The organism is Paenibacillus dokdonensis (assembly GCF_004916975.1).
GTDB classification, from domain to species: Bacteria; Bacillota; Bacilli; order Paenibacillales; family Paenibacillaceae; genus Paenibacillus_AQ; species Paenibacillus_AQ dokdonensis.
In genome coordinates this window covers 2407201-2427157 of sequence record NZ_STGQ01000001.1, presented here as the reverse complement: position 1 = coordinate 2427157, position 19957 = coordinate 2407201, and the positions used below count along the sequence as shown (strand labels likewise).

21 protein-coding genes and 1 pseudogene are annotated in these 19957 nt (G+C 43.6%); 7 read left to right on the top strand and 15 right to left on the bottom strand.

Annotated elements, in window-relative coordinates; genetic code table 11:
• Positions 1-82: 82 nt before the first annotated feature.
• From E6W40_RS11200 to E6W40_RS11195, 3 genes are all read right to left on the bottom strand, one after another.
• Positions 83-430 carry a winged helix-turn-helix transcriptional regulator gene (locus E6W40_RS11200; protein ID WP_136605541.1) on the bottom strand — a complete coding sequence of 116 codons (348 nt, stop codon included), beginning with the start codon at positions 428-430 and terminating at the stop codon, positions 83-85.
• Positions 431-488: 58 nt separating this feature from the next.
• Positions 489-629, bottom strand: a complete 141-nt coding sequence (locus E6W40_RS29445; protein ID WP_168928888.1) for a hypothetical protein — start codon at positions 627-629, stop codon at positions 489-491.
• A gap of 158 nt (positions 630-787) precedes the next feature.
• A complete protein-coding gene (locus tag E6W40_RS11195) occupies positions 788-1282 on the bottom strand; it encodes a MerR family transcriptional regulator (RefSeq protein WP_136605540.1) in 495 nt (164 codons plus the stop codon).
• Between the two features lie 364 nt (positions 1283-1646).
• Here E6W40_RS11195 and E6W40_RS11190 point away from each other — a divergent pair, with 364 nt between their 5' ends.
• Together E6W40_RS11190 and E6W40_RS11185 are read left to right on the top strand one after the other, a co-directional pair.
• A complete protein-coding gene (locus E6W40_RS11190) occupies positions 1647-2786 on the top strand; it encodes an NADH-dependent flavin oxidoreductase (protein ID WP_136605539.1) in 1140 nt (379 codons plus the stop codon).
• A 382-nt stretch (positions 2787-3168) separates the two neighbouring features.
• Complete coding sequence (locus E6W40_RS11185; protein ID WP_136605538.1) at positions 3169-4176, top strand: phosphotransferase; 1008 nt, start codon at positions 3169-3171, stop codon at positions 4174-4176.
• 248 nt (positions 4177-4424) lie between these two features.
• On the opposite strand, the gene E6W40_RS11180 is transcribed toward E6W40_RS11185, so the two are convergent.
• The 3 genes from E6W40_RS11180 to E6W40_RS11170 form a co-directional block, all read right to left on the bottom strand.
• The gene (locus E6W40_RS11180; RefSeq protein ID WP_136605537.1) at positions 4425-5222 is read right to left on the bottom strand and encodes a hypothetical protein; all 798 of its coding nucleotides are present in this window, start codon (positions 5220-5222) and stop codon (positions 4425-4427) included.
• A 123-nt stretch (positions 5223-5345) separates the two neighbouring features.
• Positions 5346-6326, bottom strand: coding sequence for a hypothetical protein (locus tag E6W40_RS11175; protein WP_136605536.1), 981 nt, complete (start codon positions 6324-6326; stop codon positions 5346-5348).
• Complete coding sequence (locus E6W40_RS11170; RefSeq protein ID WP_281281451.1) at positions 6287-7009, bottom strand: RNA polymerase sigma factor; 723 nt, start codon at positions 7007-7009, stop codon at positions 6287-6289. The genes E6W40_RS11175 and E6W40_RS11170 overlap by 40 nt, the downstream gene beginning before the upstream one ends.
• A gap of 153 nt (positions 7010-7162) precedes the next feature.
• On the opposite strand from E6W40_RS11170, the gene E6W40_RS11165 reads away from it, so the two are divergent.
• Both E6W40_RS11165 and E6W40_RS11160 read left to right on the top strand, forming a co-directional pair.
• Positions 7163-8272 (top strand): helix-turn-helix domain-containing protein, encoded by a 1110-nt coding sequence (locus tag E6W40_RS11165; protein WP_136605534.1) that lies wholly within the window; start codon positions 7163-7165, stop codon positions 8270-8272.
• Between the two features lie 42 nt (positions 8273-8314).
• Positions 8315-9241, top strand: coding sequence for an alpha/beta hydrolase family protein (locus E6W40_RS11160; RefSeq protein WP_136605533.1), 927 nt, complete (start codon positions 8315-8317; stop codon positions 9239-9241).
• Positions 9242-9268: 27 nt separating this feature from the next.
• Here the strand turns inward: E6W40_RS11160 and E6W40_RS29440 are convergent, their stop codons facing one another.
• The 4 genes from E6W40_RS29440 to E6W40_RS11145 form a co-directional block, all read right to left on the bottom strand.
• Positions 9269-9436, bottom strand: coding sequence for a hypothetical protein (locus E6W40_RS29440; protein ID WP_168928887.1), 168 nt, complete (start codon positions 9434-9436; stop codon positions 9269-9271).
• 50 nt (positions 9437-9486) lie between these two features.
• The gene (locus tag E6W40_RS11155) at positions 9487-9867 is read right to left on the bottom strand and encodes a YkvA family protein (RefSeq protein WP_246072962.1); all 381 of its coding nucleotides are present in this window, start codon (positions 9865-9867) and stop codon (positions 9487-9489) included.
• Between the two features lie 86 nt (positions 9868-9953).
• Positions 9954-11249, bottom strand: coding sequence for a bifunctional DedA family/phosphatase PAP2 family protein (locus tag E6W40_RS11150; RefSeq protein WP_136605532.1), 1296 nt, complete (start codon positions 11247-11249; stop codon positions 9954-9956).
• A gap of 258 nt (positions 11250-11507) precedes the next feature.
• The gene (locus tag E6W40_RS11145) at positions 11508-13439 is read right to left on the bottom strand and encodes a fructose-1,6-bisphosphatase (RefSeq protein WP_136605531.1); all 1932 of its coding nucleotides are present in this window, start codon (positions 13437-13439) and stop codon (positions 11508-11510) included.
• A 314-nt stretch (positions 13440-13753) separates the two neighbouring features.
• Here E6W40_RS11145 and E6W40_RS11140 point away from each other — a divergent pair, with 314 nt between their 5' ends.
• A complete protein-coding gene (locus E6W40_RS11140) occupies positions 13754-14599 on the top strand; it encodes a class I SAM-dependent methyltransferase (RefSeq protein ID WP_168928886.1) in 846 nt (281 codons plus the stop codon).
• 165 nt (positions 14600-14764) lie between these two features.
• Here the strand turns inward: E6W40_RS11140 and E6W40_RS11135 are convergent, their stop codons facing one another.
• The 4 genes from E6W40_RS11135 to E6W40_RS11120 all read right to left on the bottom strand — a co-directional run bounded on the left by E6W40_RS11135 (position 14765) and on the right by E6W40_RS11120 (position 17776).
• Entirely contained in the window at positions 14765-15529 is a 765-nt protein-coding gene (locus E6W40_RS11135; RefSeq protein ID WP_136605529.1) for an SDR family oxidoreductase, read from the bottom strand.
• A 258-nt stretch (positions 15530-15787) separates the two neighbouring features.
• Entirely contained in the window at positions 15788-16363 is a 576-nt protein-coding gene (locus tag E6W40_RS11130) for a dihydrofolate reductase family protein (protein WP_136605528.1), read from the bottom strand.
• A gap of 198 nt (positions 16364-16561) precedes the next feature.
• Positions 16562-16786, bottom strand: coding sequence for a hypothetical protein (locus E6W40_RS11125; RefSeq protein ID WP_136605527.1), 225 nt, complete (start codon positions 16784-16786; stop codon positions 16562-16564).
• Positions 16787-16849: 63 nt separating this feature from the next.
• Complete coding sequence (locus E6W40_RS11120) at positions 16850-17776, bottom strand: poly(ethylene terephthalate) hydrolase family protein (protein WP_136605526.1); 927 nt, start codon at positions 17774-17776, stop codon at positions 16850-16852.
• 163 nt (positions 17777-17939) lie between these two features.
• Here E6W40_RS11120 and E6W40_RS29990 point away from each other — a divergent pair.
• A pseudogene (locus E6W40_RS29990) lies at positions 17940-18100 on the top strand (TetR/AcrR family transcriptional regulator); the annotation flags it as partial.
• Positions 18101-18278: 178 nt separating this feature from the next.
• On the opposite strand, the gene E6W40_RS11110 reads toward E6W40_RS29990, so the two are convergent.
• On the bottom strand, positions 18279-18497 hold the full coding sequence (locus tag E6W40_RS11110; RefSeq protein ID WP_136606945.1) for a glycine zipper domain-containing protein: 219 nt from the start codon (positions 18495-18497) through the stop codon (positions 18279-18281).
• 343 nt (positions 18498-18840) lie between these two features.
• Here E6W40_RS11110 and E6W40_RS11105 point away from each other — a divergent pair, with 343 nt between their 5' ends.
• A complete protein-coding gene (locus E6W40_RS11105) occupies positions 18841-19908 on the top strand; it encodes a M42 family metallopeptidase (protein ID WP_136606944.1) in 1068 nt (355 codons plus the stop codon).
• Positions 19909-19957 lie beyond the last annotated feature (49 nt).

Below are 19957 nucleotides of genomic sequence, written 5' to 3'. Positions count from 1 at the left end.
GGAGTGCGAATGTAGGTAAATAAAAGCTGCCCGGAATCCCGCAGCAGCTTTTATTTGGAGTTGATTGAATTCGTGTACAAGTTCATTGAACCCGCTTTAATGACGCTGGCTCTTCATATTTCCGCTTATTATGATTCTCTCCCCAAGCACACATCACTTCCGCTACAGGAATCAATGTTTTGCCGTACTCACTAAGAGAATATTCTACTTTTGGAGGAACAGTAGGATAGACTGTTCGATCGACGATGCCCTCCTGTTCCAAATCTCGGAGATGTTGTGAAAGCATTTTTTGAGAAACATCAGGTATTAGCTTTTCCAGATCGTTGAACCTCTTCTTAGATTCAATCAAATGCCATAAAATCATGGGCTTCCATTTGCCAGCTAAAACATGAATGAGTGTCTCAACTGGACATTCACGCTGATGATTCATTGATCTCATCTCCTTACTGTTCAGTAAGTTCATTACCTAAAATTAACATAACAAAATTTTACGATAACGTTACAATCAAGTCAATCATCTGGTACTTCAGAAATTTACGCATACCCGTCCATGACTTCGACATCTGCTTTATGTTCGCTCCATCATTAATCATTTTGTTGATGTCTTCTCCTTCACATATCGCGACCATAGTTTATGCCTTCTCATACCGCTTTGTTCCAGTTATCGGCAACGCCCAAGGCTTCTGAATGTATTCCTTTATTATGAACCGAGTACCCAGTGTTCAGCTAAACTTCTTGTAAATAAAAAAGGCCACCGAGCTTATTCGCCGGCAGCCTTCTTCTTTTGTTATGGAGTTTTCATACCCATTTTCGTATATGCGGAAAAATAACTCATCTCAACGACGGAAATGGGCTTTGTTTTTTCTTTCTCGTTGTGTTCTTTTAAATCTTCGCTTTGACTTTGATCTGAGCATTCCTGGCGGGGTCTTCCTTCTTTCAACTTTATGTCAACAAAATCAACGATCTGCTGAAGTGAGGAGATCTGATTTACGATATTATCGCGGTGACTTCTTAATTGATCCACCAGTTCGGGATATTCCGCGGAAGCGAAGTCGGCCGAGGCCGCCAAAAATGGCCGCATGGCCTCGAGCGGCATTCCCGTTTTTTTGAGGCAGGAAATCAGCTTGATTCTATGGATATCCTCTATTCGATAGACGCGATGCCCGTTTTCCTTTCGTTCTGCCCGAGGCAGCAGCAATATCTTTTCGTAAAAACGGATTGTGTCCTCTGATATTCCGGTTTGCTCAGCGGCTTGCTTGATCGTAAACGTTTGTTCTGCCAATGTGTCACCCCCCGATACTTCCATTTTGAGTATTATACATCTTGGAGCCGACTCCAAGTCAAACTTATTCCCCTATTTCTCCTATCCTAGGCAACTCCTTTGTTTTCATTCCTTGACTTGGATTCGACACCAACTATTATTATGGGCTCTGATAGAAAAAATTCCGGGCTATATGAAGGAGGAAATGTACATGGGGCTCGAGTCAACGCGATATATAGCAACTATAACTGATCACTGATGTTAGTGCGGGGATCGGATATGAAACACAATAATTAACGGATGTGTAGTGATTGAAGTCAAGGAATTGAACTGAGTGAATTCAGTGCATTATTTCCAATATAGCTATCTAAAGGAGCGGGCATCTATGAACCCTAAATATCGACCTTTAATGGAGTCGTTTCAATTCAAGAATGGTATGAAAGTGAATAACCGCATTGTTCATGCGCCAATGACGATATCTTATTCTCGGCAAGATGGAACGATATCTGATGAGTTAATCACATATTACGAAAGACATTCGAACGGTGTTGGAATGGCTGTTACTGGGAGTACAATAGTCACACCAAATAGCAAGGTATTTGGCGGTGAATTGGCGGCTGATCATGATGATAAGATCCCGAGTTTACAACGCCTGGCAACAACAATTAAGAAAAGTGGGGCAAAAGCCATTCTGCAAATCTTTCATGGCGGTCGCGAAAGTTCGCCGGAACTGGTACCGAATCGTGAGATCGTAAGTGCGAGTGCGGTTGCTAAAGAAGGGTTGGATATAATCCCTCGAGCTCTCGAAGAAAACGAAATTATGGATATCATTCATGCATTTGGTGCGAGCGCTCGGAGGGCCATTGAGGCTGGTTTCGACGGGGTAGAGATTCACGGGGCAAATCGGTTTCTTATTCAACAATTTTTCTCGCCGCATACAAACCAACGCGATGATCGTTGGGGAGGAAACATAGACAAACGTATGGCGTTTCCGCTCGCTGTTGTTGATGAAGTGCAGAAAGTGGTGGCTGAGTGGGCCAAACAGCCGTTTCTTGTGGGATATCGGTTATCGCCAGAAGAAGAATGGACACCCGGTATTACAATGGCCGATACACTTAAATTGGTGGAAGTCCTCGCAAACAAAAATTTGGATTATTTGCATATCTCTTTAATGGACTTTTGGTCAAAGCCTAGACGTGGAATAGAGGACAATCGCTCAAGAATGGAAATAATTCACGAGCTCGTCGGGCATAGAGTTCCGGTTATCGGTGTAGGTTCGATCCACACGCCTGACGAGGCGCTAAGAGCGTTACAATCGGGAGTTCCGTTTATTGCACTTGGACGGGAACTGATTATTGATCCAGATTGGGTTGAAAAAATAACTCTTGGTAAGGAAAATGAAATACGTACTGAGTTAACTTTAAATGATCGAGAAAAATTGGGGATTGCTGAATCATTATGGTTGAAAATTATCCATACTCCAGGATGGTTCCCTATGGCAGAAAAAGTGGAAAATAAGTTGTAACGATACTCAACTTTTGTTTTGGCGCGCCAAGGGCGCGCCTTTCTAATGAAGAAGGCTTAAATCATCAATTTTTGCCGTCAACATTTATGGCTCTTTAGGCGTTAGGCCATTCACACTTCCACCTCAATGAATAACCTAGCTAATAGAGGTTTTTCAAAAAGTCCGCTTTTGAACACGAAGTAAATCAAGAAGAAACTCGGCATCGAATCTTCAATTCAACCGGGGCTTCCGGTTCTCACGTACCCCAAACATACGCTCCGCTCATCAGTCCATTGCTTCTTCCAACCTTCTCGGTGCTGAAAACCAGCCTTTTTGAACACGAACTATAGTTTTGCTCTCGATATGATTCTTTCTCCCAGCTTGAAAAAAGCGAGGTTACCCAATGGCAAATACTTATACCAAAAGCCGAATACGCAAAATAGCCCGCCGCTTCGGCCTGATTCCATTGAGTTCAGACTCGGTCGCTTCCTTTTACCGAAAAAATGCCGTCGTCCGAATACAGACGAAAAGCGGAACCTACGCTGTAAAGCCTTTTTTTCGGAGTTTATCACTTCGCTCGGGTACAATTGATCAAATGAAAACAACTGCAGGCTATATACAACTCTTGATGAATAGTGGCTTTAGCTACATGCCTAAATGGCTTACGAGCAATTCCGGAAAGTTATGGACTTTAGACCAAGGGAGGCCCTTCTACGTAACCACATGGATAAAGGGGAGGGAATTGGAGAATCAAGAGGATTTCAAAAAGCTTGGCCTGGCTCTTGCCTCTTTGCATATCACATCCAGTCTTTTCCGTCCCATTAAAAGCCCTTTTTATAACCATATCGAATTATGGAAAAGCCATGACCGTCTCTTTCGAAGACAAATGACAAAAGCATACCAAACCGATATAAGGACTCGTAGATGGTATAAAAAGTTCGGAGAATCCTGTAACCGATTTTCAGATCGGTCCTGGACTGAATTAAAAAAAACCGAGATTATAGACCTTTTGAATAAGGAAATGATCCATCCCTCATTGATACACAACGATATTACTTCATATAATGTCATTATTTCAGATGACGGCCAGCTGTTCATCATCGATTGGGATCGTATAAAGGCAGGCTCCATCTATGTTGACATATCAAATGCCCTCATGAATACAACTCAGTTTAATCCCGTTTTTATATATTCGTTGTTACAAGGGTACGAAGAACTCCATCCTTTAGACCGGACCGAACGCAAATTGATTGCTTCCTTGTATCGATTACCACGAGAAGCTTGGCATGCCACTCGGTTCTCTAGCGGCCCTAGAAGCCGCAACGAACGTAACATGTTAGATATTATGGAACACACATGGTTTCTAAGGTTAAAGGCAATGGATTTATTAGATGAATGGACAAATCAGTAAGTTATGGAGAAGGATATTTGCCCATAAAAAAGGAACAGCACGAAGCTGCTCCTTTTCACGATACCCTCTTTAACGCTATTCTTGTGGCTGAAGCTGATAGACACGAATTTCGGCATAGAAGTTCTTATTTCTGTTTTTGTCAAAACCCGAGGATATATCGTTATCTCTCTTGCTGCGCTTGGGAAGTTAAATTGCGCTACATTCTAACACGCTTTATTGATTCATCGCTATGATTCTTCCTTACAGGATCACTTTGTCACCATATTTTTAGCAAAGTTGATTACATCCGTTTTCGCATTTTTAGCCCTAATCGAATAGTGCACATTGTTTGCTGAATCCGTCCAATCCAAGTGATCCTTCCCTTTTAAGTCCGTTGTATAAGTACACTCTATGCCATTGATTCCGAGGGTCTCCGTTTTTTCATCGGGATTGGAGCCAGGCACAGGTGTGCCGCCTATCGGCTCCGAGGGATTCACACTTGACGCGACCACTGACACCACTAATTTGTTTTTCACGAACGTAAGAACGGCACTAGATTCTTCGACGACTTCCAAAGACTTTGTGTACAAAGTTTTCTTTCCTTGTGCTGTTTGTTCTTTCAATTCCCGATCCAATTTTTGGTATAATGACGATGTTGGATCCGGGTTTTGGGGATATAAGAATCCAGCTTTGAATGTATAACCTTTTGGCAAAGCCGCAGGCTTCGCGAGTGAAGGTGCGTTTATTTTCTTGGCTTTGGCCATATAATCGTTATATTTTTGGAACATAAAACCTTTCCCTGCAAATGAGATCTGATCGGACGGGTTAAGCTTTGGATCCTTCACATAATAAGCGATGACTTGACCTGGCTTGAGACCTGCGTACAGCTTATCGATCTGATCCTGTACAGTTGCAGGCTTTTGGTCTGCCTTAACCAGAGAAACGGCGACTTTATTTTTCAAGTCTTTTGGCGATACTGACGGAGTCGAGGCGTATGCGCTGACCGTTCCTGCAATGCTCATGACTGCCACGAGAGAAATAACGGTTTTCAATTTCGTTCCTAACATGGATATTCGTGCTCCTTTCGGCCGCAAGGCCTTGCATGATTGAATTTTGATTACATTACATATAACAACCGGTAAACCAGAAAAGGGACTCTTTTTTACAATTACTAAATCAGTTCCACTCATTCATTCACCCATGATTCCTGTTGCAATTTTGGCGAACTCTTCTTTTGAAAGAGGGTCCTTCGCGTCATCCGTGATGTTATATAACACATGTCCTGTCGCGTCAAGCCACGTTAGTAGGCGAGTATAGGATGCGGCTGAACCCGATTCAGGTGATGACAGGAGCATCTCCTTTCCGTTTACCATTAGCTTCTCGGCATTTCCCGAAGGAACTTGAACGGTTGAATTTGTGGGCTTGGAGAAAGCAATAATGTTGATCTGATGATCTCCTTTGCGATATCGAATCATCGATGATGCCCCTTTCGTTGGAGGAATCATTTTGTAGAATAACGCTTGCTCATCCGTAGATTTCTCCGCCATCAACTTCAGTTCTGCGAGAAGCTGTTCATATTCAGGAGTTCCCACGAAAGGTTCAGGTTTGGATTGAATGCTGCCGCTGTCAAATAAATAACCTTTTGGCATATATGCTGGCTCTCGTATTTGTGGCGTATCCGTGTTTTGCATTTCTTTGGCAAATTCATCATAACTGCGGTGCATATACGGGACATACAGGAAATGAACCGGGTTGAGCGTCTCAGCAGCCTGTATTTGTTTGTCCTTGACATAATAGGCAGCCATCTCGCCAGGCTTCAGTTTCTTCTTGAGCTCTGCTTCGTACTTATTCAATACATTTATGTAATCATTCGCGTAAGGGTTAGACTGCTGTGCAATCGAAGTTATGACGATTTTTCCTTCATGGTTTCTAATTTCAATGAATCTGGTGCTCGCATATACGGTAATGGATGAGAGCAGGACCACAGCGCAAAATGAGGCGATAAGAACCATCCTCCGACGTGTACCTAAACGCAGATCAGATTTTCTTCTTCCCTCATAATGATGAACTTTGCGCATTACAGCAGAAGTAACGTCGATATGATCATGATTTTCCATGCGTTCCATGTTTCTCAGAGCTTGACCTTGACCAGACTCTCCTCTGTCTTGCATCCCTTCTCACCTTCCTTCTCTACGATCAGCCGGATTACTTTTTGCTTTAATCGCATATATTTTTTCTTCACCGCATCCGTGCTTTTACCAAGAATATCGGCGATCTCGGCAAATGGTTTTTCTTCGAAAACTCTTAAAATCAGAATACTTCGCTCATCTGCCGATAGCCTAGACAGGGCATATTCAAGCGATGGACTGAACAGTTGACGGTCCAACTTCTGCTCAGCGCTTTCAGTGAATGTAACAGGCTTAAAGAGTCGATATACTCGATCACGGACATGGCGCTTACGGAGCAAATTAAGACAGTGATGATAAGCAATCTTATACAACCATGATGAGAACGTCGCCCTCGATTCATACAAATCAAGCTTCCTGTAGGCCTTGAATAAAATATCCTGAACTGCGTCTCGAGCATCTTGCCTACACCCAAGCATACGCCTGCAGTATACATAGATTTGTTGCTGGTACATTTCTACAATCGGTCGAAAAGCTTCTCGATCACCTGCTTTCACCCGATTAACATAATCCTCTGTTGAGTCCAACTCAGAGTTCACCCCACTTCTCTGTTTATCCTTTATAACACTTCTGGTTGCCAAAAAGGGACATTGAATTTTTGAATTGTTGTAGACCACGCAAGCATCGATAGAATCATTATGTGCTGTCCGTTTAGCTAAGGAAGGCATGGTTGGTCCGCAGGATTTAATACACAGCTCATCTACGGAGCGCTATTTATTTTATATTGTTTCCCTGCGGTTGATTTTTCCCTGAAAAGTAAACCAAGGGTCGCTTGGAAGTTTACTTTGTAAACCGTATAGTAATAAGCGGGGGTGTCATTGATGAAAGAAATTAATCTGGCATCGGTCATTGTGGCCAAACGTAAGAAAAAAGGAATTACGCAGGATGAGCTTGCGGCATATATTGGTGTTTCCAAAGCGTCTGTTTCGAAGTGGGAAACGGGGCAAAGCTATCCCGACATCACATTTCTCCCACAGCTTGCGACCTATTTTAACATCACTATAGACGATCTAATGGGCTACTCCCCGCAAATGGAACGGACGGACATCGCCAAACTTTACATCCGGCTGGCCTCCGACTTCGCTTCTCAGCCTTTTGAAGACGTAATCGCGGAGTGCGCTGCCATCATTAAAAAATATTACGCCTGTTTCCCACTCCTTCTGCAAATAGTCAAATTGTATACAAATCATTTCATGCTGGCGGGAACGCAGGAAAGAAAAGAGGCTCTCCTGAATGAAACCGTGACACTATGTGAGCGGATTCAGGCAGAAAGCGATGATGTTCAACTTTCCAAAGAAGCGGTTGTATATCAGGCGATTTGCTGTCTGACGCTAAAAAAACCGCAGCGGGTTTTGGATTTACTTGGGGAAGGAATCCGACCCATGATACCAGAAGGTCTGTTAATTTCACAGGCATATCAGGTTATGGGCAACTTCGGCAAAGCCAAAGAAATCTTGCAGATAGAACTGTATCAGTATGCGATGGCAACTTTCCAAGGACTGCTGAACGTTATGAAAACGAATATGGGCAACCTCGAAAAAGCGGAAGAAGCCTTTCTGAGGGCGTCAGATATCGCACGAATTTTTAATATGAAGCGGCTAAACCCAAACAATGTCATCCTGCTTTATGCACTGGGCGCTCATATGTATTGCGCGAATAATTCACTTGGAAAAGCGGTTGAACTGCTAGGGAAATATGTGGATACCTGCGTGGAAGAATTCTTCCCATTCGAGCTTCATGGAGATTCCTTCTTTGACCAGATTGAACCATGGCTGAACGATTGCGTCATAGCCATGCCCCGCAGCGAGCAGGTAATTAAGGAAAGCTTGATGCGTGATGGACTGATGAATCCAGCGTTCGAACCGTTACGAGATGACCCAGAATATCAACGAATCGTTCAGAAGATGGAAAAATTTATTGGAGAGAATTGACATGTAATAGCGCCAATATTTATTTGATAGGAGGTTATGGATATGAATGAATCACTAATCATTGGCAGGGGAACGAAATACCCTTTGAATGGGATTTTATCGCTTCCGGATCCTTGTTCTTCAAAAGTACCGGCTGTAGTGCTGGTGCATGGCTCCGGCCCTTTGGATAAGGATGAAAGCATTGGCGCTAATAAGCCGTTCCGGGATGTTGCAGAAGCGCTGTCTGCCAAAGGAATTGCCGTACTGCGTTATGACAAGCGCACAAAGATTTACGGCAAACGGATGCTAAAAGAAAGCCCCGGTGATGTAACGGTGGAAAGCGAAACAATAGAGGACGCCATCCTTGCCGCCAAACTGCTTAAAAACGACGGCAGAATTGACCCCGACAAGGTGTATATTTTTGGCCACAGCCTTGGCGGTATGCTCGCGCCGCGTATTGACATGGAAGGCGGCAATTTCGCGGGTATCATCATAGGCGCAGGCTCGCCGCGCAGTTTGAGCGATATTATAATGAGTCAAAACGATGATGTGCTCGCTCAACTGCCAAAATTTTTGCGGAAAATCGCGAAAAGACAAATCGCGGGTCTCAAAGCCAAATTCGACGCCATCACAGGTATGAGTGAGGAAGAAGCAAAACAGACAAAGGTTTTTGGTAAAATCTACGCATGGTATTTTAAGGAGATGGCCGGACATCCCGCAGCTGATTATTTGATCGCAACAGAGAAACCCGTGTTGATATTGCAGGGAGACAAGGATTTCCAGGTCTCTTCGGAAAAGGATTTCGCGCTCTATCAGCAAATCTGCATTGGTAAGCCTAATGTCCGTTTCAAGCTCTACCCCGGACTGAACCACCTGTTTATGAAATCGGTTTATGGCAGGGTCAAGGACTTCAAAAAAGAGTACAAAATCCCGCAAAAGGTATCTGCAGAAGTTCTGGAGGATATCGCGGAGTGGGTATTGGCCAAATAATAAGTAGATACCCGTTTATTTCATCGTCTATCGGTTCCGATCGATGAACGGAGGGGCCTTCTTCTCACGCGCATCTTTCAGAAGAGGTGAAGGTTCCTTCGTTTCCTTCTGCGAATCAAGACGATCATGTCCGATAGTCAACGCTTGGGTAATGGCGGTGATGACGAGACAATAAACCTCAAGAGATAAAGACAATGTCTCGCCACCCTCTCCACTTATCAGTTGAAACTTATCTTCTATATCATCTATCTATTGGCAAATATACATAAACAAAAAGCGGAAGTTACCCAAATCATAATAATAGCCGTTGCTGCTATCCAGTTTTTTGACTTTGTATTCTTCCTCATTTCTTCAGCTTTTATTCTACATTCATCCAAAACAACGATAGGTATCATTTTTAAGGCGATTGTAATCCCCAAAGGTACAATAACTAAATCATCCAAATAGCCCAATATCGGAATGAAATCAGGGATTAAATCGATTGGACTAAAGGCATAGGCCACAACGCAGACCGCGAACAATTTTGCATACCAAGGAACTCGAGGGTCTTTATAAGCCAAATAAAGAACAAATAAGTTAAGTTTTATCGCTCTAACTTTGTTTTTTAGTTGATCAAATTTCTTCATCCGGCTCATTAATCCCCCTATGTCTCCGTTATACACTCGGCTTCTTTTTAAGGTATCTCTCCAATTCATGCTAGTTTTTCTTCAGATTACGTATGAATGGCTTCTCTGGGTTGGAGTTTCCTCAAGACCTCGAGGAGAATAACGTTCAGACTAATCCAGACCCCGCCGAATACATATCCAGCAACAACATCACTTGGAAATTGGACCTTGAAATAAATCCGGCTAATGCCTACAAGCAGGCATATCAAAATAACAGCTAAAATAACCGGAATCCGAATAAGCCTCTTGTTATAATGACGCAGAAGCAAAAAGCCGGAGAAGCCGCATACGGTGATCGATGTGAGAGTTTCTTCACTAGGGAAAGTGTTAAATAATTGGAAACCTGCGGCGACCGGACCAGGACGATGAAAGAGCACACGCAGCCCTTCATCAAGCAGTTCTCCTCCGACCATAACCCACAAAAGAAATGATAGCTCCAGTAGTTTTTCACGAGCTTTGAAAGCAATCCATAACGCCGTTATAACGATAAGGGGTCCATAAAGATAAAGAGAGCCTAGTCTTGCAAAAAGGTTCATGGTATCATGCCACTCTGGTCCAAATATCGAGAGGACCACGAAGGAGGCCACCTCGTCAAATTGATTAAATTCCTGTGCTAAGAAATCCTGGATAAGTCCCAGCATCAGGGAAACGAACATAACAAATACCGCAAACGAAGCGAGCACCAAAAACCTCACTTTGCCGAGCGAGTTAAAGTGTAGTACCCCCTTGGTTAGCAGAGACATTAGTGATGCTAGTACACGCTGTTTATTCTTCTGAAAGACATATACCCCCAGCGTCAATACAGCAGAGACAATCCCAAAGATGAGCATGTAGTGGTTCACGGTTTTGTGATACATTTCCCACTTGGGCCCAAGCACCCTGCCGAGCGAAATGAACAAACTGACCCAAAAGATCGCACCAGGAAAAGCATAGATGGCATATTTCCGGAATGGCATACGGGTTACTCCGCAGAAGTATCCTGTGATATGCCGGACACCGGGGATGAAATAAACGACGAACAATAGTTTATTCCCATATTTCTCAAACCAGACCGTCATCCGTGCCAGCTGCTCCTCTCCCATGTGAATACGATGACCATACTTCGTTACCAACGGTTGACCAAACCGGTAACCGATCCAGTAAGAAAGCGTGATGCCGGCTGATACGCCGGCACCCGCTGTTATTATACTGAGCAGCCAATTCAATTTCCCTTCAAAAACGAATAAGCCGGTATAACTCATCATCATTTCTCCTGGGAGGGGTAGAGCAAGCATTTCTAGGAATAAGGCTATAAAAATGAGTCCGTAACCGTATTGTTCAAGCCAATTTGTCAATATATTCATGGTATCCCCTCCTTTTCCAATAGTTTGTTCGGAAAGGACTATTTAAATCCACGTTTTCTATCAAACGTTAATTTATACCGTCTTTTTAGTTCATTGTCAGCTCAACATTATGTTTATCATTCCGATTCATCGATTGTAGACAAATAATCAGTAAGGCAATCAATCTGGAAGCGAGTCAAACCCTCCGATTAATTGCCATACTTTACGTTCTCGTTCCACCGCCATTTCGGAAGGCTCTTTTTACATTTAGCAGCTGTTTCATTTCATGTAGCGATATTCCAGGAGATTCTTCAAATTTGTGATTTTCTGCAGCAGCTTCTCCCCGACATTGGTTTCCCTCACCAGCTTCCGCTCCAGTTCTTTGTCCACCAGTCTTTTTATAGACAATACGTCCGTTCCGTTACATAACACATCTTCTCTGGAATTGAATTTCTGATGGGCGACGAGCTGCATGCCAAAGGAATTATACAACAAGGTATATCCGGCGATGCCCGTTGTGGATTGATAGGCTTTGGAAAAACCGCCGTCAATTACGATCATTTTCCCATTGGCTTTAACGGGGTTCTCTCCACGAATTTCTTTTACCGGCGTGTGGCCGTTTATGATATGTCCATGATCCGGATTCATATCAAACTCCAGCAGGAGTTTCCGGCAGATCTCCTCATTCTCACGCAAATGGTAGTAAGGGTTCTTTCTCTCCTTGTGGGTTTCTGTATCTTGAATAAAGTACCGTTCAAAGGTAGTCATTTCTCTCTTTCCAAAGAGAGAGGAACATTCACCTGTCCAGAGGTACCATACCATATCCGTAGCCAGATCATCCGTCTCTTCCGGATGCGCAAAGGCGTAACGTAAATAATATTCAAAAATATCTAGCAGCTGGCGGCCCGAATACGTTTTGTCTTTAATCTGCATTTCTTCCATGTTTCCAACTTCATCCAAAGGAATACAGCCGTGAATTAACAAATTCCCGTTGTATTTTAAATATAGGCTACCGTTTTTCATCAGAAAATTCATATGTCTGGCCAGTTTTTCGGAATGCTGAACGGAGAACAGCAGCTTTTCCATCACCTGCCGTTCCTCCTCCAGCAATTGTTCAGGCTGCTGCGGATTGACGGTTCTGAAACAGGTGTTTTCCAGCGGGTACGTTTTACCTCCGATCCTGATATCATTCTTTTCGTAATCGATCTTCTCAAGTAAAAGCCTTTCAGACATATGAAAGTATGGGCGTCTCTTGATAATCGGGATTTCAAGCTTAAACTGGATCATGGCAATGGCTTGATGAATTTTGGTAATCTGCAGGATTTCCTGCTCCGATACGTTATGGCCAGCTTGCAACTTCGGTCTGAAAACCGGATTATCAACATAGTATTTCTCCGCCAAGTTCAGTAGTGGGCGAAGATTGATTCCATATACGTCTTCAATGATATCAAGATTGTCGTATCTGGCGCAGATTCGGATAATATTCGCAAGGCAGACCAGGGAACCCGTATAGGCGCCGATCCACAGGACATCATGGTTCCCCCACTGGATGTCAACAGAATGGTAGTTGATCAGTGTATCCATAATTTTATCGGGGTCCGGTCCGCGGTCATAGATATCTCCAACTACATGAAGATGGTCAACCACCAAGCGCTGGGTCGTATAAGCAAGGCCGATAATGAGCTTGTCCGCCTGGCCTAGGGAGATAATTTGCCGGTATATTTCCTCATAATAAGGGTCCTTATTGTTGGTCGGATCCGTCTTGTATAGAAGCTCTTCCACAATATATACAAACCGCTCCGGCAGAGCTTTGCGCAATTTCGAGCGCGTATATTTGGAAGAAGCATAAGAAATCAGCTTAAGCATTTGTTCAATCGATTGTCTGTGCCACCGGTTCAAGGCTTGTTTATTGCACAATTCTTCTTTAACCAGCCGTATTTTTTCTTCCGGATAATAAACCAACGCCGCAAAATCATTGATTTCTTTATCCGTCCAAACCTCACGGAACAAATCTTTGATCTTCTCTTTTACGGTACCCGAACCGTTTCTTAGAACATGCTGAAAAGCCTGGAACTCCCCATGTAAATCACTGACAAAATGTTCCGTTCCCTTAGGGAGATTGGTGATCGCTTCAAGGTTGATGATTTCGGTTACGACTTTTTCTTCCGTATCATATTTCTGGGCCAATAAATCGAGAAATTGTGCATCCAAAACAAATGTCCCCTCCTTTTTTGCCGAATAAGTAGGTAACCTTACTTTACGTTTTCCATTTGCTCTAATTTAATGCCTGTTACCTCTGATATTTCACACAAACATGAAATTTCGGGATTATTATACTCTTACAAATTGTTCGAACCTTTATCAATTACCCATTACGCAGGCCAGAGGCATCGTATCCTCTAAAATCTTGTGCTAAGATATGTTGTGAATGAGTGAGCTTAAAGAAATAATTGGATTGCTGAATTATCCCTTGTGTTAGATATGTTTTCATGTAAAACTATCCAATGAACAATGGAGGTATAGCAATGAAACGGCAATCAAATCCGAAACCTGCACATCTTGGCGAAAAATACGCTAAACAATTCCAAGATAAGAGTGTAGTTCAAGCCTATCAGTATCGTGGTTCATTTCCCTCGGAGGTTTTTACCATACTTTTGGGATTTATGGATCCGTCCTCTTCGAAGACTGTTCTAGATATTGGTTGCGGCCGAGGGGAAATCGCACGTGAGTTGGTTGGAGAGGTTGATAGGGTAGATGCAGTGGACCTTTCCCCGTCTATGATCGAAGCAGGGAAGGCGCTTCAAAATGGCAATCATCCAAATCTTCATTGGATATGTGGCAAAGCAGAGGATGCATTGTTGAATCCTCCCTATTCACTAATCGTTGCAGCCAACAGTCTCCATTGGATGAATTGGGATAAATTAATGCCAGCTATGAAATCAGTTCTCTCTCCAACAGGAACCTTTGCCATTGTGGACAGAGGAAATGGACAGATACCTTGGGGTAAAGATGAGCAGGATCTGATTCGTAAATTCTCAACAAACCATGAATTTGAACCATACAACCTTATGAATGAACTAAAACAACGAGAGCTTTTTGAGGTGCAGGGTTTTCATGAGACATCTCCAATTCCCTTTACACAAACTATTGACGAATACATTGAATCCATTCATTCACGAAACGGCTTTTCACGCGATCGAATGACGATTGATGCTGCACAAGAATTTGATGATCGTATACGAGAGTTAGTTATACCTTATGCAGAGGAAGGGCTCCTAAACTTGGGCACAAAAGCCTCCATTACATGGGGGTGCCCCTGCTCTTTCGTTTCCGCGGCTTTGAGCTATTTTATATTCAAGAGGTGCCGCTAACAAAATGCGGAAAACATTCGCTAAGCAATTCGTTGCATAAAAAAAGCGAGCTCCCCTATCCTTACAAGGAGCTCGCTTCTCGTAAATAGCAGCTGAGCAACGCTCAACTAACATTTCCCGTTAGCTTAATGAATTGCTAAAGTCTCTGAAGCCATATTGTTTAATTTACAAATGAGAGCCACCACTGGCATCGATTAATTGCCCGGTTACCCAGCGGCTGTCGGAAGAAGCTAGAAATGCAGCTATATCTGCGACATCCTCGGGTTGCCCCCATCTTCCAAAGACAGAAAAATCAGCACCATATTGATACGAGGCAGGATCCTGCAGCATTGGGGCATTCATATCCGTGGCAACGAATCCTGGTTGTATAGCATTGACCGTAATTCCACGTGAGCCGAGTTGGCTGGATAAAGTGAGTGTTAGTGTATTGATAGCCCCCTTGGTCATACTGTATGCAGGAATAATGGGCAGGGAAATTCTTGTGACAGCGGACGACAAGTTAATAATTCGACCTTCGTCTCGTAGATGTGGCAACCCTTGTTGAATCAGGAAAAATGGCATTTTTACATTTATCTTCATTATCTCATCGTATGCCTCTTCCGTAGTTTCCTCAATTGGGGTTGTTAGGCCGATCCCTGCATTGTTCACCAGGATATCGAAGTGAGAGTCACCTGTACGCTCTTTCAACAAATCATCCAAAGTCTTATAAAGTGTCTGTATGCTTTCTAAAGAACCGAGTTTTGTACCAATCGTGAATGCAGTCCCTCCATCCTGCTCAATATCTTGTACGACTTCTTCGGCAGCGGTTTGATTCGTGCCATAATGAACAGCTACTAATGCCCCTTCTTGTGCTAAACGCGTCGCAATGGCACGTCCAATCCCCCGGCTTGCGCCCGTAACTAAAGCAACTTTTCCTTTTAATCTAGTCATGATTTTTATCTCCTATCTTGTGTCAAATAAGTACACGATAGTTATAACACAAGGTGAATAATGAAATATTGCTCTCATATTCGCGGAACTAAAATCGGTCCAATCAAGCAATCGTCATATCATCGAGATCTTAAAGAGATATTTCCAACGTTCCTGCCCGTTGATAAGAAAAGACAGCCGATCATAAGAAGCCGGCTGCCTTCAAATTCCTTATTGAGTTATCGTACCCGTTAGCATAATCTACTTTAGGTGACACGGTCATCTTACCGTCTGGTAAACGAGACCTATGGCTCCTGAATCAAAGGTTTTGTTTTCGATTAGTTTAAGGTTGACCTTCTCCTTGACGCCTTGGAATAACGGCAATCCCTTACCGATCAGGACGGGAGAAACCGTAATTTTATACTCATCAATTAAATCAAACTGCATAAGGTAGTGTGCGAACCTAGGACTGCCGAGGATGACCATATCCTTGCCTGGCTGCTGTTTGAGGTTCTTGATCTCTTCCTCGACATCTTCTTTCACCAGTCTGGAATTGTTCCACTCGACTTTCTCCAGTGTCGTGGAAAATACGATTTTATTTGTTTTATCGATCCACTCGGCATGATCCAGTTCATGCTGCGAAGCTGATGGGTCCGAAGGCACAGATGGCCAGTAACTATGCATCATTTGATAAGTCCCACGTCCCCAAATGACAGTGTCAGCAGTACTCAGAATTTCTTTCGCGTGTTTCTCCAAATCAGCATCGTAGGAAACCCAACCAATGTCCATTTCGCCGTTTGGCCCTTCCACAAAACCGTCAAGCGAGGCGTGTAAAAATAGAATGAGTTTTCTCATTTTCAGTTCTCCTTTGTTCATGAAGGATCATTGCATTATAGGATATTTCAGCTTGTGTTGTTTCTCAGGGATTGCTTATCGTAAATAAGATATTCTACTAATCCACAAAAAAATCCTTCCATTATATTCTTCAAACCTGCCCGTTAGTTCAATTAAAAAGCAGCCGATTCTTTTGGCTCGCTGCGGAGTTGTGTTTATTCAATCTCCCTGAGCTTTGCCACCTTCGCTGTCCTTCGTTTGTTGCTGCCGGAGCTTAGTCAGTTGCTCGTACCGCTCGCGGAGCTTCGGTATTGCCTCCCCGCGTAACTTTTCGAGCCTCTCAGCTGACAGATGATCAAGCTCCTCCTTCTGCTCCGGGCTGACCTGGTACACTTTCGTAGTTATAATCTCACCTGTTTCATACACCGTTTTCGCTTTCTCCATCGCTTGTATCTCCTTGTCCATGTTCGACACGTTCATCTGCCTCACTTTCTTTTCTTCTAGTTATTAATGCATGAATTTATTATCATCCATATTTGCTTGTATAACATGCACCCAATTTGTATTATGCATCATCTCGGAAGAATCCCCTTGAAATGCTTTCATGGCTTCCTGATCATCAAGGAGCTGATATCTCATCCAAGCCGTCAAGTACCCCCTATGATTGCTACCATTACCTTCAATCGCTGTATGAGCTGCACCTTTTGCCATCCCCATCATAACAGGTGTGCTTGCGTGAGTACTATGCAAGGCTAATTGATTCGTTGATACCGGTGAGATTAGAAAATCTCGTGTACCGCCCATTATGAGGAAAGGAACGGTAATACGTGCTGTATCGTACACGTCTTCTGGATCACAATGCTTCAAATCCGGGAGAGCGATGGATACAACCGTCTTAATCAACGATCCACTTTTATAATTGGTATGAGCATTAATGACCCCAGTTGATCCTTGTGAATGTCCAGCTACACCAATTTGTTCCATTTGTATTTTGTGATAAAACAAGCCGTTTGCTAGTTGGTTTTCATTTCTCAAATAATCAATGGCTTCAACAATTTCTTTGCCTGTTCCTGTTGTCTTGCTATAGGAATCGATTACAATGAATCCCCAGCTAGCAAGATGAGTTAAGAGCTCATCATAACGATCGGGCGTGGCACCAGTTCCATTCCCCCAAGAAATAATAGGATAGGATTCGTCTCCTTGAAATGCTGGATAGTATATCCTAAATAAATCCTCTCCACTCGTACTCTTAACTTCTTCTACCTTTACATGATAGCTACCTTGCTGTGCATACCGCTGTTCAATGCTTCCTTCTGCAAGTTCTGGTACATTAGAGTGAATGATGATTTGCAGAAAAATTGTTATTGAAATTGCAACGATAAGGACTAAAGCTGACAACCATAAAATCCACTTTCGTTTTTTCAAAACCGACATACACGTGACCTCTACGATAGTCTATAGGTTTCTCTATCGTTTTCATTGTTCAAATTTGAATTTAAAGGGATATACGTGAAAATTGTAGTTATGTTTCATTAAACAAGATGCTAGTTACTCGAATTTCTGGATCGGGGCTTTAATCTGGATACGCAGAACCTGAAACGCGCAATTTTTAATAAACACAGCTTCTATCATGTTAAGTTGGGGGATATATGGGGCGGCTTATGTATGGAACAATGAGGGGCGTCTAATATATGCGGAATCATTCTTTAACAGACTATGCCCTTAGTGATGAACGGAGCCAAAGAACTGCTGGAATAGGTGCTGTCTACAACTTTGCAACTGGCATATTTGATATGCAGCTTAACATTTTTTTGCTTGCACCGATTTTTCTAATCCTCAATGAAAAAGAAAAAGGGTCAACCCAATGAACTGGTTGACCCCTTTTGCAATATAGTGCTCTTTAAAGTAGAACCTTTAGCGTGATCCTCGAAGGTGCTTAATCTTTTTCGTTTGTGTTGTCGTCGTGATCTCCAACGCCCTCACCGGCCTTCTTACCCAATGATGCGCCAACAATGCCACCTACCACAGTTCCAATGGGACCCAATGCGGAACCGACGACAGCCCCGGCTGCCCCTCCACCCACGGTTCCTACTGCTTCACCAGTATCAATTCCATCGTGTCCATCGTTTCGATTGCGTTCATTGTTTTTAGTCATCCGTCTCACTCCAATTTTTTTTGATATGAAACGCTGCTACTTTGTAGCGCAGTCAGTCCCAAAACATATCTTGCCCAAACCCGTCTGAAAGGATTCTAAAAGGCAGGTTAGTCATTAAGAGGACTGGGCGCGGGTGTTCCTGTCCACCTCTGTAGCGATAACCTACCTTGCCACGGTTAATCCATCTGTTTTCGAAAACGTACCGAGGCCAAACCGCAGTTTGGACTGTATGCAGCGAATAAGGCGATCTCTTTCCATTTAATGACTTGATCTGTATAGTCATATATAATAAATTGATAGTCAATAATAATAAGGAGGAATTTCCTTGGACTCTACCTTGCAAATGTTAAAAGCTCTAACCGACGCCAACGGCGTACCAGGTCACGAAGACGAAGTGCGCGACGTTATGCGGGAGCACATTGCCCCTTACGCTGACGAAGTGACGGTTGATCATCTCGGCAGTTTGATCGCCAAAAAAACGGGCACGGCCCCGGACGGCCCTAAAATTATGGTAGCTGGACATTTAGATGAAATCGGTTTCATGGTGACGCGAATCGACGACAAAGGCTTCCTATACTTTCAACCTCTCGGCGGCTGGTGGGAGCAAGTGATGCAAGCGCAGCGGGTGACCGTCATGACGCGAAAGGGGGACATTCCAGGCGTGATCGGCTCGAAACCGCCGCATATTTTATCGCCGGAAGCCCGTAAAAACCCTGTTGACAAAAAAGAAATGTTCATTGATATCGGTGCGGAAAGCAAAGAGCAAGCTGCGGAGTTCGGCGTTCGCCCGGGCGACTCAATCGTACCGGTTTGCGAATTTACCGTGATGAAAAATGAAAAAATGCTGATGGCAAAAGCATGGGACAATCGCATCGGCTGTGCCATTGCGATCGATGTGCTGAAGCAATTGAAAAACGTCGAGCATCCGAATACCGTTTACGGAGTCGGCACCGTTCAAGAGGAAGTCGGCTTACGCGGAGCGAAAACGGCCGCAAATGTCATTCAACCGGATATCGGTTTCTCGGTTGACGTAGGGATCGCCGGCGATACACCGGGTGTGAGCGAAAAGGACGCCTTGGCCAAAATGGGCAAAGGGCCGCAAATTCTCATTTATGACGGATCGATGATCTCTCATCGCCGTCTGCGCAACTTCGTTACCGACATAGCGGATGAGCTAAGCATTCCTTATCAATTCGACTATGTCGCAGGAGGCGGCACCGATGCGGGCGCCATTCACGTGACAGCCGGCGGCGTACCATCACTTGCTATTTCGATTGCAACGCGATATATACATACGCATGCGGCAATTCTCCATCGCGATGATTTCGAAAATGCCGTGAAGCTGATCAACGAAGTGATCAAACGATTGGATAAAAATAAAGTGAAGGAACTTACATTCGGCCAAGGCTAAGGAGTGACTGCGCGCTTTCTTCACTATTTGGTGCCACATGTGTTTACGC